Source organism: Pseudomonas moorei (assembly GCF_008801475.1).
Taxonomy (GTDB): domain Bacteria; phylum Pseudomonadota; class Gammaproteobacteria; order Pseudomonadales; family Pseudomonadaceae; genus Aquipseudomonas; species Aquipseudomonas moorei.
Genome location: NZ_VZPP01000017.1, coordinates 93,116 through 107,735, shown reverse-complemented (window position 1 = coordinate 107,735; position 14,620 = coordinate 93,116). Strand labels below are relative to the sequence as shown.

Genomic DNA, 14,620 nt, shown 5'->3' with positions numbered 1-14,620 from the left:
AGTGATAGGGCGGGATGAAAATAATTTCGATTCAGTTATTTCGAGGTCATCGCGGACCAGCATGAGCCGGTTTGCCCAGCTATGCCCTTAAAAGCCCCGCGTTTATCCAATGAGCATGGCGTTATCGTTAACGACCATCGCTGGCAGGCCAGCTCCTACAGGGGATTGCGCTTGGCCTCAGTCTTCGCCGCCACCGTCACCCACCATGGCGTGTGCTGGTCGATCTGCACCGGCAGGGTCGGCAGCAGCGCGTTCAGTGCCAGGTTGGTGTCCTTGAGCGGGAAGCTGCCGGTGATTCGCAGGTTGGCCACTGCCGGCGTGACGCCCAGATGTCCGGGACGATAACGGCCGAGCTCACGGACCAGGTCCTCCAGGCGCGCGTTATCCACCACCAGCATGCCGCGGGTCCAGGCATCCGCGCCGAGGTTGAGCGCACCGATCGGCCCCATGCCGTTGTTGCGTATCAGCACTTGCTGGCCTTCGCGCAGGATCTGTTCTTCCGGGCTCGATTCAGGATGCGCAGCCACCGCCGACTTCAATACGCTCAGGCGCGTGCCTTCTGCTTCGCGCTTGACCAGAAACCGCGTACCGAGGGCACGCATGCTGCCTTCGCGGGTTTCGACGATAAACGGACGGGCATCGCCATGGGCGGTTTCGACCAGGATTTCGCCTTCCTGGAGAATGAGCCGGCGCTGCTTCTCGTCGAAGCGCACATCGATGGCACTGTGGGTGTTGAGGTTGATCAGCGTGCCGTCGGCCAGGCGCAGGGTGCGTTGCTCGCCGGTGGCGGTACGCTGGTCCGCCAGCCAATAGTCGATTGGCAGGTACCGATCCGCAGTGAACAGCGCCAGGCCAATCACGGCGACGACACTGGCCAGGCCGCTGCCAAGCTTGCGCACTCGCCGGCGAATGTTTTCGCGCGATTGCAGCAGGGCGGTGCGGGCCGGACCGCTGGCGACGCTGAAACGCTGGTCAAGCATGCCCAGTTGGCGCCAGGCGCGCGCATGCTCTTCGTGGGCGGCGTGCCATTTGGCGAACGCTTCGCGCTCGACCGGGGTACCGGAATCCAGCGACAGCTGCCAGGCGATCGCGGCGTCCAGCACCTGTGCCGACACCGGCCTGGAACTGAGCGGGCTCACGTCGGCTCGCCGTACAGCGCGATGTAGCACTGACGAATACCTTGGGCCAGGTATTGGCGCACCCGTGGCACTGAGACACCCAGGCGTTCGGCGATTTGTGCGTGTCCTAGGCCGTCGAGACGGTTGTAGAGAAACGCCGCCCGCGCCTTGCTCGACAGTTTGCCGAGCAGGCGATCGATGTTTTTCAGGTCTTCGAGGATCATTTGCTGTTCTTCCACCGACGGTTGCTCGGCTTCGGGAATCAGCATCAGTTCGGTCAGGTAAGCCTGTTCCAGTGCGGCTCTGCGGAAGTGGTCGAACAGCAGGCCCTTGGCAATCGCCACCAGAAAGGCCCGCGGTTCGCGTGGCGCCGTCAATTGCTCACGGCCGAGCAAGCGCAGGAACGTGTCCTGACTCAGGTCTTCGGCGCGTTGCGGGCAAGCCACGTTGCGCCGAAGCCAGGCCAACAGCCAACCGCGATGGTCGCGATATAACGCACCGACGAGCTCATTTTGGGGGCTTGGGACTGGCGTCACGTAGCATTACCGATTGGGAAATATTAACTAACGAGAATGGTTCGCGATTGTGTCAGAGGCGGGGGAGGTAATGCAATTGGCATTGGTCGGGAGACCGCGTCATCGTTCATCGCGGGCAAGCCGCGCTTCCACAGGGATTGTGCGTAACCTTGTGGGAGCTTGGCTTGCCCGCGATGGGGCCGGAGATCAGAAGGACGGTGTGTGCTGCCGTCGCTTCCACTGATTCAAGCGCTGCTGCAAATTCAACGGGCTATGAATCTGCTGCTGCCGCGCCCGGCTGAACAGGATCAGCGCCAATTCGGCGGTGGCCAGGGCATCGGCGCTGGCGTTGTGGCGTTCGAAGACTTCGAGCTTGAACCAGTCGATCCACTCGTCCAGTCCGCCTTCGCGGATGTTGGCTTGCGGGCACAGCAGCGGGGCGATGTCCGCCACATCCAGAAATGGATGCTGCAACTTGTAGCCCAGATGGTCTTTCAAGGCGCGACCGAGCATGTGTTGGTCGAAAGGCGCATGAAAGGCCAGGATCGGGCTGTCGCCGACGAACTCCATGAATTCGACCAATGCCTGCGCCGGGTCACTGCCGGCGGCAATCGCGCTGGGACCGATGCCGTGGATCAAGACGCTGGGGCCGAGTTTGACCTCGGCGCACTGCAGGGTGCGTTCGAATTGCTGGCTGAAATCAATCGCGCCGTCCTCGATCACCACCGCGCCGATGGACAGCACGCGGTCCTTGTTCAGGTTCAGCCCGGTGGTCTCCAGGTCGAGTACCACCCAGCGCTGTTCGCGCAGGCTGCACTCGCTCAGTCCGGCGGGCGTTGGCAAGCGTTGCAGGCGTTGTTGCAGCTCCCCGGACAGGATCGGGCCGGCCGGGCGCAGCCATGAAAACAGGCTCATAGCTGATACCGCAGGGCCAGGCTGCTTTGCAGGCGTTGTGCCTGGCGCAGGGATTCACGCAGGATCCGTCGATCCAGATGATTGAGGCTGTCCGGATCGACGCGGTTGGAGTAGGGCAGATTCTCCCGGGTCTGGAGTTGGTGTTGCTGCATGCGGGTTTGCTGGATGAAGTGATACGCCTCTTCATACGCTGCGCCGTCCAGCGGCTCGATGACCTCTTTGTCGACCAGCTGGCGAAACCGCTCCAGGGTATTGTTGGCTTCGATGCCGTTGGCCAATGCCAGTAATCGTGCGCCGTCGACGAACGGGGTCAGGCCCTGAACCTTCAGGTCGAGGGTGGCCTTCTCGCCATTTTTTCGGGCCAGGACAAACTCGCGGAAACGGCCCACGGGCGGACGATTGCGCAGGGCGTTCTCGGCCATCATGCGCTGGAACAAGCGGTTGTCGCCGACTTGATCGAGAATCGCGCGGCGCAACTGTTCGCAGCCTTGCTCGCTGCCCCAGACCACGCGCAAATCGAAATAGATGCTCGAACCGAGCAGGTTCTCAGGCGTCGCCTCGCGGATAAACGCAGCAAAGCGCCGTGCCCATTCAGCTCGGGACAAACACAGTTCGGGGTTGCCGGCCATGATGTTGCCCTTGCACAGGGTGAAGCCGCACAGGGCCAGGCTCTGGTTGATCTGTTGGGCGATGGGCAGCAACTTGCCGCGGATCTCAGCGGCGTGGGCGGCGTCCCGCGCTTCAAAAATGATGCCGTTGTCCTGATCGGTATGCAGGGTTTGTTCGCGGCGGCCTTCGCTGCCGAAGCACAGCCAACTGAACGGTATGCCCGGGTCGCCTTTCTCGGCCAGGGTCAATTCGATCACTCGGCACACGGTGTGATCGTTGAGCAGGGTGATGATGTGGGTGATCTGGGTTGAAGACGCCCCGTGGGCCAGCATGCGTTCCACCAGTTGGCCGATCTCGCCGCGTAGCGTGACCAGGTTTTCCACGCGCTGGGCGCTGCGAATGGTGCGCGCCAGGTGCACCAGGTCGACCCGTTGCAGGGAAAACAGGTCACGTTCCGAGACCACGCCACACAGACGCTGATCCTTGACCAGGCAGACGTGGGCGATGTGGCGTTCGGTCATGGCGATGGCCGCATCGAAGGCGCTGTGATCCGGCGACAGGAAAAACGGCGCCTGGGTCATGTGCCGTTCGATGGCTTCGTTGAAGTCATTCGTGCCGTTGGCCACGACCTGGCGCAAGTCGCGCAGGGTGAAAATCCCCAGCGGCGCCTTTTGCTCGTTGACCACCACAATGCTGCCCACCTGCTGTTCGTGCATCAGGGTCACGGCTTCGCGCAGGGGCGTCATCGGGTTGCAGGTCACCGGATGGCGCATGGCCAATTCGCCGAGGCGGGTGTTAAGCGAGTATTGGGTGCCGAGGGTTTCCACGGCTTTTTGCTGGACTTGCTGGTTGACCTGATCCAGCAGGCTGCTGACGCCGCGTAGGGCAAAGTCGCGAAAGGTGCTGGAAATGGCGAACAGTTTGATAAAGGCGAGCTTGTTCAGCTGTAGGCAAAAGGTGTCTTCGGCGGCCAGATGCTCGGTACGGGTCGCCCGTTCGCCCAGCAGCGCGGCGAGGGGAAAGCACTCGCCGGTGGTGATCTCGAAGGTCGTTTCGGTGCCGCCCTTGGCCGTGTGCGGACGCTCGCCCACGACCCGACCCTGCTTGACGATGTAAAAGTGCTCAACCGGGCCATCGGCAGGCTTGATGATGCTCTCGCCGGGCGCATAAAAACGCAGCTGACATTGTTCAACCAGGTACGCCAGGTGCGCGTGCTCCATCTGATTGAAGGGCGGGAAGCGCTGAAGAAATTGCAGGGTGCCCTGGATGTTTTGCAACACCGCCGTTTTCCCTGCTTGTGTGAAGGCGTCCGCTTTACTCATAACCATAACCGCAGTCTTTTTTGGATTTGTTGTCGTCGGATGACTCAGTCATGGTCGGCCCCTGCGGTCCGGGTGCCCATTGGACGTAAGTCTAGGTAGGTGATGTGTGAGAGGGAATGTCGGAAAAGCCTTACGCGATTGTGCGAAAAACCTCTCCGTTCCCCTATTGGAAAAATATCCGACGAAGTGCACATTGGAGGTCTGCTTAGCGATGTCTGACCACGGTGCTAGGGAATTGAACTGAACATGTAGAGAAAGCCATGTCCGACCACGATATTTTGAGTGACGCCGAGCGCGAGGCGCTCAGTGCCGTCATGCTGGAACCTGACTTGCCGCCGCAGCGCGTGCTGATTGTCGATGACGATAAAGACGCCCGGGAATTGCTGTCGGAGATTCTGGCGGTCAACGGGATTCGCTGCCTGACCGCTGCCAGTGGCGAGACTGCACTCAAGATGCTGGAAGAGAAACCGGCGATTGGCCTGGTGATCACGGATTTGCGCATGGGCCACATAGACGGCCTGGATCTGATCCGCCGGGTGCGTGAATCGGTGCGGGCGGCAATGCCGGTCATCATCGTCTCGGGGGACGCCGACGTGAAAGACGCCATCGCCGCGATGCATTTGAGCGTGGTGGATTTCCTGCTCAAGCCGATTGATAGCGACAAGTTGCTGGAGTTGGTCAAGCATGAGCTGGGGATGGAGCCTTAGTCACCCCTGTAGAGCCGGCTTGCTGGCGACGAACGATTACATATTTTGCCTGATTCACCGCTGCGTCTGGATCGCCAGCAAGCCGGCTCCTGCGGGAAGGCGGTGACACCCATGAATAAAAAGGCCCTGATCCGAAGATCAGGGCCTTTTTTTGTACGGCGCAAACGCTCAGTTACAGGCCATTGGCAGCCTTGAACTCGCGACGACGACGGTGCAGGACCGGCTCGGTGTAGCCGTTCGGTTGCTTGGTACCTTCGATCACCAGCTCGACAGCGGCCTGGAAGGCGATGTTGCTGTCGAAGTTCGGTGCCAGCGGACGGTACAGCGCATCACCCGCGTTCTGACGGTCCACCACCGGCGCCATGCGCTTGAGGCTTTCCATCACTTGCTCTTGAGTGACGATACCGTGACGCAGCCAGTTGGCGATGTGCTGGCTGGAAATACGCAGCGTCGCACGGTCTTCCATCAAGCCGACGTCGTTGATGTCCGGCACTTTCGAACAGCCGACGCCCTGGTCGATCCAGCGCACCACGTAACCGAGAATGCCCTGGGCGTTGTTGTCCAGTTCGTTCTTGATCTGCTCGGCGGTCCACTGCGGGTTCACCGCCAGCGGAATGGTCAGGATGTCGTCCACCGAGGCGTGAGCACGCTTGGCCAGTTCGGCCTGGCGCGCGAACACGTCAACCTTGTGGTAATGCAGTGCGTGCAAGGCGGCGGCGGTCGGCGAAGGTACCCAGGCGGTGTTGGCGCCGGCCAGTGGATGAGCGATTTTCTGTTCGAGCATCGCGGCCATCAGGTCCGGCATGGCCCACATGCCTTTACCGATTTGTGCGCGACCCTGCAGGCCGGTGCTCAAGCCGATATCGACGTTGGAGTTCTCATAGGCACCAATCCATTTTTCCGCCTTCATGTCGGCCTTGCGCACCATCGGGCCGGCTTCCATGGAAGTGTGGATTTCGTCACCGGTACGGTCGAGGAAGCCGGTGTTGATAAACACCACGCGCTCGCTGGCCGCCTTGATGCAGGCCTTGAGGTTGATCGTGGTACGACGCTCCTCGTCCATGATCCCGACTTTGAGGGTGTTGCGTGGCAAGGCCAGTACGTCTTCGATGCGACCGAACAGCTCGTTGGTGAATGCAGCTTCTTCCGGCCCGTGCATTTTCGGTTTGACGATGTAGATCGAACCGGTGCGGGTGTTTTTGCGCGACGTATTGCCGTTCAGGTTGTGCAGCGCGGCCAGGCAAGTGACCAGGCCATCGAGGATACCTTCCGGCACTTCGTTGCCGTCTTTATCCAGGATCGCGTCGATGGTCATCAGGTGACCGACGTTGCGCACGAACAGCAACGAACGGCCGTGCAGGCTCAGTTCACTGCCATCGACGGCGGTGTAGGTACGGTCGGCGTTCATGGTGCGGGTAAACGTCTTGCCGCCCTTGGCGACTTCTTCCGACAGGTCGCCCTTCATCAGGCCGAGCCAGTTGCGGTAGATCACCACTTTGTCATCGGCATCGACTGCAGCGACGGAGTCTTCGCAGTCCATGATGGTGGTCAGCGCCGCCTCCATCAGGATGTCTTTGACACCGGCGGCATCGGTCTGGCCGACCGGGGTGCTGGCATCGACCTGGATTTCGAAATGCAGGCCGTGGTTTTTCAGCAGGATCGCGGTGGGGGCCGAAGCAGCGCCCTGGAAGCCGATCAACTGGGCATCGTTGCGCAGGCCGGTGTTGCTGCCGCCTTTGAGGGCGACGACCAGTTTGCCGTCAACGATTTTGTAGCCGGTGGAGTCGACGTGGGAGCCGGCCGCCAATGGCGCCGCTTCGTCGAGGAAGGCACGGGCGAAGGCGATGACCTTGTCGCCGCGCACCTTGTTGTAGCCTTTGCCTTTTTCCGCGCCGTCAGCTTCGCTGATCGCGTCGGTGCCGTAGAGCGCGTCGTACAGCGAACCCCAGCGGGCGTTCGAAGCATTGAGCGCGAAACGGGCGTTCATCACCGGCACTACGAGTTGCGGGCCGGCCATGCGGGCGATTTCATCATCGACATTTTGCGTCGTTGCCTGGAAATCGGCTGCTTCTGGCAGCAGATAACCGATGTCTTGCAGGAAGGCTTTATAGGCCACGGCGTCGTGTGGCTGACCGGCACGGGATTGGTGCCAGCCATCGATACGAGCCTGGAGATCGTCGCGTTTGGCGAGTAGGGCTTTGTTCTTCGGCGCCAGGTCATGAATGACCTTGTCGGCACCGGCCCAGAACGTATCGGCGGTGAGGCCGGAACCGGGAATGGCTTCGTTGTTCACGAAGTCGAACAGGACTTTGGCGACCTGCAGGCCACCGACTTGAACGTGTTCAGTCATTGCTTGCCTCACTCTGCTCAGCTATTTCGCTTTTCAGCTCTTCAATTTAACAATGAAGCCTTTGGCATTTAAACCACAAACCCTGGGACCAGTACATGCCATTTCTGACGGCTGGGTGGGGACCAATCAACGGCGCGGAGGCCGTGCTGACGGGGCTTTCAGGGATGCGACTGCGCCTGAGGCAGACATCGATCCAACGTTATGTAGTGCGCGCTGCGGCATACTACATGATGAATTGCGCTTGTGAAAATTAGACTAATTACGTCGTTCTGCGACCCCATGACGCATTGCAGTCACGCCGGGGATCGGGATGTTCTCAAAAAACCATGAGATTGTTCCAGTTAAATATAAAAACTTGTACACATAATCTTTGATGCACGGCTATGGGGCTTTGTTTTTTGGTGGCGAGGGAGCTTGCTCCCGCTTGCTTGCAAAGCTTTTACGACCGCAACGCGGTCGAGCGGGAGCAAGCTCCCTCGCCACAGAAAAGCTGCGCCAAGCCGATTCCGGTGCCTTGCCTATACTTGGTCTTCTATAACAAAAGTCATGACCAGAGGGCTGCGCCATGGACCACCTCGTACTCACCGTTTTTGCACCGGACAAGCCAGGGCAGGTCGAGCGCATTGCCCAATGCATTGCCGAGCACGGCGGCAACTGGCTGGAAAGCCGCATGTCACGCATGGCCGGGCAGTTCGCCGGGATCCTTCGAGTGGGCGTGCCGGCAGAGGCCTACGATGCGTTGGTCGATGCCCTGCAAGGCCTGTCCGCCCAAGGCATTCGCGTCTTGATCGCCGAAAGCGGCATCGAACAATCCTGCACCTGGAAACCCATCGCCATGGAGCTGGTAGGCAATGACCGGCCGGGGATCGTGCGTGATATCACTCGACTGTTGAGTGAGCAGGGGGTGAATCTGGAACGGCTGGTGACTGAGGTGCGGCCGGCACCGATGAGCAGTGAGCCGCTGTTCCACGCCGAAGCGATTCTCGCGGTCCCGCTGACCCTGTCCCTGGATGTATTGCAGTCGCGCCTGGAAACCCTGGCCGACGATCTGATGGTGGAGTTGGTGCTGCGCAGTGAGCCTTGATCGGGTTATCCAAGTTAAACGTGCACCTGCCTGTGGATAACCTGTAGAGACAGCCCGCCAGGCCACGCCGGCCGAGGCTTTTCAGGAATTGATCAAAAAACCAACAGTTTCAGCGACTTGCGCACATTCGCCGGGGATCAGGCTGTGGATAACCTTGGGAAGGAACGATGCAGGCCACGGTTGACGTGGCCTGCAGAGGTTTGTGCGTTTTTTGATCAGCCTCGGCGGCGCAGGCTGAACCATGCGTCGACGCTGTAAACGGCCAGGCCGGCCCAGATAAAGATGAAGGCCAGCAACGTACTCGACGACAGGTGTTCGCCAAACAGCAGCACGGCCAGCAACAACACCAATGTCGGTGCCACGTACTGGAGAAACCCCAGCGTGGTGTAGGGCAAATGCCGTGCAGCGGCGTTGAAGCAGACCAGCGGCACCAGCGTCACCGGGCCGGCAGCGACCAGCCACCAGGCTTCGGACGTCGTCCAGAACTCAGGTTGAGTACTCGCAGCGGTCGGATTGAACAGCAACCAGGCGACAGCAATCGGCACCAGCATCCAGGTTTCCACCACCAGCCCCGGCAATGCCTTGACCGGTGCCTGCTTGCGGATCAACCCGTAGCAACCGAAGGTCAGGGCCAACACCAGCGACACCCACGGCAGGCTCCCTACCTGCCACACCTGCTGCGCCACACCGATCGCCGCCAGACCCACGGCGATCCACTGCATGCGCCGTAGCCGTTCGCCGAGGATCAACATGCCCAGCAGCACGTTTACCAGCGGGTTGATGTAATAGCCAAGGCTGGCTTCAAGCATGCGTCCGTTATTCACCGACCAGACATACGTCAGCCAGTTGGCGGCGATCAGCGTGCCGCTCAGGGCCAGGATCGCCAGTCGTTTCGGATTCTCCCGTAACTCGCGCCACCAGCCCGGATGTTTCCAGACCATCAGCAGCAAAGAGCCGAACAGCGCCGACCACAACACACGGTGGATGATGATCTCCACGGCGGGCACATTGGCGATGGCTTTGAAGTAGAGCGGGAAAATTCCCCAGATGATGTAGGCACTCAGGCCCAGGATGTACCCCCGACGGAGGTTGGCAGCTTGCATGCAGAGTCCTTGCTTAGGCAGCTAACAAAGAGGGGATTGTAAGGAGATTTTTCCTGATGTGCTGATCGATGTAGGAGCGAGCCTGCTCGCGATGAACTCAAAGGCGCCGCGGGGTATCAGGTTCCCCGCGTTATCGTTCACGACCATCGCGAGCAGGCTCGCTCCTACAGGGGGGCGCTGCTGTTTAGAAAAGTTTCAGCGGTTCTTCGTTGAGTGCCGCGAGTTGTTCACGCAATGCCAACACTTGATCGCCCCAATACCTTTCCGTCCCGAACCACGGAAAACTGCGCGGGAAGGCCGGGTCGTCCCAGCGGCGGGCGAGCCAGGCACTGTAGTGCATCAGGCGCAAGGCGCGCAGTGGTTCGATCAAGGCCAGTTCGCGCGGGTTGAAATCGTGGAATTCGTTGTAGCCGTCCATCAACTCCGACAACTGCCCCAGGCAATCCTGTCGATCCCCTGCCAGCATCATCCAGATGTCCTGCACCGCAGGGCCCATGCGGCAGTCGTCGAGGTCGACGATGTGGAACATCTCGTCGCGGCACATCATGTTGCCGGGGTGGCAGTCGCCATGCATGCGGATGTTCTGGTGTGGCGTGGCGTCGTAGACCTCTTCCACGCGCTTGAGCAGATCACGGGCCACCGACTCGTAGGCCGGCAGCAGGCTGCGGGGGATGAAGTTGCCTTCGAGCAAGGTGGTCAGCGAGTCATAACCAAAGTTTTTCACACCCAGTGCTTCACGGTGCACGAACGGCTTGGTCGCGCCCACCGCGTGCAGGCGACCGAGCAGTTGCCCGAGGCGATACAACTGATCGAGGTTGCCTGGCTCCGGCGCACGGCCACCACGGCGGGGGAACAGGGTGAAGCGAAAGCCGTTGTGTTCGTGCAGGGTTTCACCGTTATGGATCAGCGGCGCGACGACCGGCACCTCGACATCGGCAAGTTCGAAGGTGAACTGGTGTTCTTCGAGAATCGCTTCGTTGGTCCAGCGCTGCGGACGGTAGAACTTGGCGATCAGCGGCTCGGAGTCTTCGATGCCGACTTGATAGACGCGGTTCTCATAGCTGTTGAGCGCCAGAATGCGAGCGTCGCTGAGAAAGCCGATGCTTTCGACGGCATCGAGCACGAGGTCTGGGGTGAGCGTTTCAAACGGGTGGGCCATGCTGACTCCTGCGCGCAGCAGGCTGCCGCGTCCGGCCATGCATGGTAGCGCAGACGGGGCTTCTTTAGTGACTGGGCTTGAGATGTGTGTGGTTTGGGCTGACGTCATCGCGAGCAAGCTCCACAGGTTCGGTGTTGCCCATGTGGGAGCGAGCCTGCTCGCGATGAGGCCTTATCAGGCGCCGACGACCCCGCCATCCTCTCGGGTAATCGCCATCACCGAAGACCGCGGCTTACCGTTCGGCAAATGCTCGGGGAAGGTTGATCCGCCGTTTTCACCTGGATGCTGAATCCCGACGAACAGCGTCTTTTGATCCGGCGAGAAGCAGATCCCCGTCACCTCGCAACCAATCGGCCCGACCATGAAGCGGCGAATCTCACCCGTCTGCGGATCGGCACAAAGCATCTGGTTGTTGCCCATGCCCGCAAAGTCGCCGGCATTGCTCATGTCGCCGTCGGTCAGAATCCACAAGCGCCCGGCCTTGTCGAAACCCAATCCATCGGGGCTGTTGAACATGTTCTGGGCCGTGATGTTCGACGACCCGCCCTTCGGCGTCCCGGCATGCACCTGCGGGTTGCCCGCGACCACGAACAAGTCCCAGGCGAACGTGTTCGCGCCATGGTCATCTCGGTCGGTGCGCCAGCGCAGGATTTGCCCGTAGACGTTCTTCTCCCGCGGGTTCGGACCGCCTACTGGCTGGCCGTCTTCACCGCGTTTGGCGTTGTTGGTCAGCGTGCAGTAAACCTGGCCGTCCATGGGGCTGACGACGATCCATTCCGGGCGATCCATGCGCGTGGCTTTCACCACGCTGGCGGCCAGGCGTGCATGAATCAGTACTTCGGCCTGATCGGCAAACCCGCTGCTGGCGTCGATGCCGTTCTTGCCGTGGGTCAGTTCGATCCATTCACCCTGGCCTTTGGGGTGATCAGCGTTCCCGTCACCGGCGTCGAAACGCGCCACGTACAAGGTGCCGTGGTCCAGCAGGTCGCGGTTGGCCTTGGGATTCTTGTGGTCGATCTTGTCGCGGCTGACGAATTTGTAGATGAACTCGCCGCGTTCATCGTCGCCCATGTACACCACGGCACGACCGTCGCCGGTTTCCGCCAGGGCCGCGTTTTCATGTTTGAAGCGGCCCAGTGCGGTGCGTTTGACCGGGGTCGATTTCGGGTCGAACGGGTCGATCTCCACCACCCAGCCGTGACGGTTGAGTTCGTTGGGGTTCTTGGCCAGGTCGAAGCGCTCGTTGTGCGGGTGCCAGTTGATTTCTTTGCTGGTCGCCACCGCGCCGTAGCGCTTCTGTGCGGCATCGAATTTCTGTTCGGCATCGCTGCTGCCGAAGCAGTCGGTGAAGTTCTCTTCGCAGGTCAGATACGTGCCCCACGGCGTCTTGCCGTTGGCGCAGTTCTGGAACGTCCCGAGGACGTTCTTGCCATGCGGGTCGGCGCTGGTTTTCAACAGGTCGTGACCCGCTGCCGGGCCGCTCAGGCTGATCGGCGAATTGCCGTGGATGCGTCGGTTGTAGTGCGAGCCCTGGACGAACTGCCAGTGACCATTCTTGCGCTGCACTTCGATCACCGACACGCCTTCGCAGGCCAACGCCTTGCGCACGTCTTGCGCCGACTGCGGCATGCCGCCGTGGGGATAGAGGTAGCGGTAGTTGGTGTATTCGTTATTGATCGCCATTAGCGCCCGGTCTTTTTCACCGGGGAATTCAAACAGGCTCATACCGTCGTTGTTGTCGCCGAACTGCACTTCCTGATGCTCGGCCGTGCCATTGCCGCTCGGGTCGAAGGCCGGACCGTTTTTCTGCAGGGGCTGGCCCCAACTGATCAGTACCGAGGATTTGTAGCCAGGCGGCAGGGTGATCGCATCGCTGGTGGCGGCGGGGATGCTGTCGAAGCCCAGCAATTGGCTGTTGCCGGCGCTGACTCCAGCGGCCAGCACACTACGGCTCAACAGGTTGCCGCCGAGAAACATGGCGGCACCGCACAGGGCGCCCGCGCTGATGAAACCGCGACGGCTGAGGCCGACCATTTGTTCGAGGTCGGTGGGTTGGTTGTCTTCTAATAGGCTCACATAAGGCTCCCTGCGAATTTTGCAGTCACCTTAATGATGGGGGATGAAGCTTTTGTTTCAGTTGTCTTTACAGCGGCGTGCCGAGCAAAACGTTGGACGGCGAGAACTGCACGCGTACGGATTTGCCGGTGCCCAGCTGGCGTGATTGCAAATGCCGGGATTCGGCCAGGGCGCAGAGGGTCTGGCCATTGGGCAGGCCGATGCGCACTTCGCAGGGACCGTCTTCGGCGTCGAGGATCTGGTCGATGACGCCCTCCAGGCAATTGTGTCCGGGTGTTGCTGCATCGTCGCTGCCGAGCAGGTCAAGCCAGCCGGCCTTGATCAGGGCCACGACTTCAGTGCCGGTTTGCAGGTCCAGGCGCAGGGTGCTGTCGTGGGTAATTTGCGCATCGAGGCTCAAGCCTTTGGCCAGCTCAAGGCGGACCCGGTCGTTATGCCCTTGGGTTTCAATGGCCACCACCTTGCCGTGCAACTGATTGCGTGCGCTGGTCCTGAGCATCAGGCGACCGAGCAGGTCGAGGTCGCTGGCTTCTTCAGCCGCTTCCAGGACCTGGGCCTGCAACGCCTGCAGTTTTTGATAGAGGCGCAAGACCCGCTCCCCTTCGGCGGACAGTTTGGCGCCGCCACCGCCCTTGCCGCCGACGCTGCGTTCCACCAGTGGTTTCTGCGCGAGGTTGTTCAGCTCGTCAATCGCGTCCCAGGCCGCCTTGTAGCTCAGGCCCGCGCTTTTCGCCGCGCGAGTGATCGACCCCTGTTCGGCGATGTGTTGCAACAGCGCAATGCGCTGCGGGCGGCGGACAATGTGCTGGGACAACAATGTAGGCAAGGACATGGCAAGGCGCTATGGGCTGTGACGATGAAGCGGACGTTGGCGGCTCGGGGCGCGGGAGTCAAGTCACGGCGACTCGCCAGGTTTGGGCGTGCGTGCCAGGCAATAGACGTCGACCTGCCTGGCGCCCGCGTCCATCAGCAGGCGCGCGATGGCTTGCGCGGTGGCGCCGGTGGTCAGGACATCGTCCACCAGTGCCAGGTGGCGTCCTTTTGGCGAAGCGTCGGCGGCCAGGGCGAAGGCATTGCGCAGGTTTTTTTTGCGCGCCTCGGCATTCAAGTCTTGTTGAGCATCCGTGTCGTGGGGTCTGAGCAGCAACCGTTCATCGGAAGGTATATCAAGGTGGGCGCTGAGCCGGCGCGCCAGCATGGCGGCCTGATTGAACCCCCGTTGGCGCAGACGCCGGTTGGCCATCGGTACGGGTACCAGCGCATCGGGGCGGGCCAGGTCGTCGTCGAAGCGATGTTGCAGCGATTGGGCGAGAAGTTCGCCGAGCAGGTGACCATAAGGCCATTTCGCGTTGTGTTTGAAACGGGTAATCAGGCTGTCGATCGGGAATCCATAAGTCCAGGGTGCGATCACCTGTTTAAAAGCGGGAGGCCGGTGCAGGCATTGGCCGCACTCGAGGCCCGAAGCCGGCATGGGCAGGGCACAGGTCTGGCAATGATCGCCGAGCCAGGGCAGCTCGGTTTCGCAGCTGACGCAGATGGGCGTGGTGCCATCGGCGGGTTCATCACAGAGCAGGCAGGGTTGATTGTTTTTTAACCAGATGTAAACCGGTCCTTGGTATCGAGGTTGACAGTGCATCGCTCTTCCTTAAATATGCCGAAACA

The 14,620-nt window shown here is 60.8% G+C and carries 12 protein-coding genes; 2 read left to right on the top strand and 10 right to left on the bottom strand.

Annotated features, from left to right (window positions below):
* Window positions 1-155: 155 nt before the first annotated feature.
* The 4 genes from F7R06_RS26975 to F7R06_RS26960 form a co-directional block, all read right to left on the bottom strand.
* A complete protein-coding gene (locus tag F7R06_RS26975; protein ID WP_090325800.1) occupies window positions 156-1,139 on the bottom strand; it encodes a FecR domain-containing protein in 984 nt (327 codons plus the stop codon).
* The gene (locus F7R06_RS26970) at window positions 1,136-1,654 is read right to left on the bottom strand and encodes an RNA polymerase sigma factor (RefSeq protein WP_090325797.1); all 519 of its coding nucleotides are present in this window, start codon (window positions 1,652-1,654) and stop codon (window positions 1,136-1,138) included. The genes F7R06_RS26975 and F7R06_RS26970 overlap by 4 nt, the downstream gene beginning before the upstream one ends.
* 186 nt (window positions 1,655-1,840) lie before the next feature.
* Complete coding sequence (locus F7R06_RS26965; RefSeq protein WP_090325795.1) at window positions 1,841-2,548, bottom strand: 3'-5' exonuclease; 708 nt, start codon at window positions 2,546-2,548, stop codon at window positions 1,841-1,843.
* Window positions 2,545-4,479, bottom strand: a complete 1,935-nt coding sequence (locus F7R06_RS26960) for a putative nucleotidyltransferase substrate binding domain-containing protein (RefSeq protein WP_342671318.1) — start codon at window positions 4,477-4,479, stop codon at window positions 2,545-2,547. The genes F7R06_RS26965 and F7R06_RS26960 overlap by 4 nt, the downstream gene beginning before the upstream one ends.
* Window positions 4,480-4,739: 260 nt before the next feature.
* Here F7R06_RS26960 and F7R06_RS26955 point away from each other — a divergent pair, with 260 nt between their 5' ends.
* Entirely contained in the window at window positions 4,740-5,186 is a 447-nt protein-coding gene (locus F7R06_RS26955; protein ID WP_090325790.1) for a response regulator, read from the top strand.
* A 172-nt stretch (window positions 5,187-5,358) separates the two neighbouring features.
* Here the strand turns inward: F7R06_RS26955 and F7R06_RS26950 are convergent, their stop codons facing one another.
* The gene (locus F7R06_RS26950) at window positions 5,359-7,536 is read right to left on the bottom strand and encodes a malate synthase G (RefSeq protein ID WP_090325787.1); all 2,178 of its coding nucleotides are present in this window, start codon (window positions 7,534-7,536) and stop codon (window positions 5,359-5,361) included.
* A gap of 565 nt (window positions 7,537-8,101) precedes the next feature.
* On the opposite strand from F7R06_RS26950, the gene F7R06_RS26945 reads away from it, so the two are divergent.
* Window positions 8,102-8,620, top strand: coding sequence for a glycine cleavage system transcriptional repressor (locus tag F7R06_RS26945; protein WP_090325785.1), 519 nt, complete (start codon window positions 8,102-8,104; stop codon window positions 8,618-8,620).
* 215 nt (window positions 8,621-8,835) lie between these two features.
* On the opposite strand, the gene rarD is transcribed toward F7R06_RS26945, so the two are convergent.
* From rarD to F7R06_RS26920, 5 genes are all read right to left on the bottom strand, one after another.
* Window positions 8,836-9,723 (bottom strand): EamA family transporter RarD, encoded by an 888-nt coding sequence (gene rarD / locus F7R06_RS26940; protein ID WP_090325782.1) that lies wholly within the window; start codon window positions 9,721-9,723, stop codon window positions 8,836-8,838.
* 184 nt (window positions 9,724-9,907) lie between these two features.
* Window positions 9,908-10,882, bottom strand: a complete 975-nt coding sequence (locus F7R06_RS26935; protein WP_090327572.1) for a serine/threonine protein kinase — start codon at window positions 10,880-10,882, stop codon at window positions 9,908-9,910.
* Between the two features lie 174 nt (window positions 10,883-11,056).
* On the bottom strand, window positions 11,057-12,958 hold the full coding sequence (locus F7R06_RS26930) for a PhoX family protein (RefSeq protein ID WP_090325779.1): 1,902 nt from the start codon (window positions 12,956-12,958) through the stop codon (window positions 11,057-11,059).
* Between the two features lie 67 nt (window positions 12,959-13,025).
* Window positions 13,026-13,790, bottom strand: coding sequence for a TOBE domain-containing protein (locus F7R06_RS26925; RefSeq protein ID WP_090325777.1), 765 nt, complete (start codon window positions 13,788-13,790; stop codon window positions 13,026-13,028).
* 63 nt (window positions 13,791-13,853) lie between these two features.
* The gene (locus tag F7R06_RS26920) at window positions 13,854-14,594 is read right to left on the bottom strand and encodes a ComFC family protein (protein WP_090325775.1); all 741 of its coding nucleotides are present in this window, start codon (window positions 14,592-14,594) and stop codon (window positions 13,854-13,856) included.
* Window positions 14,595-14,620 lie beyond the last annotated feature (26 nt).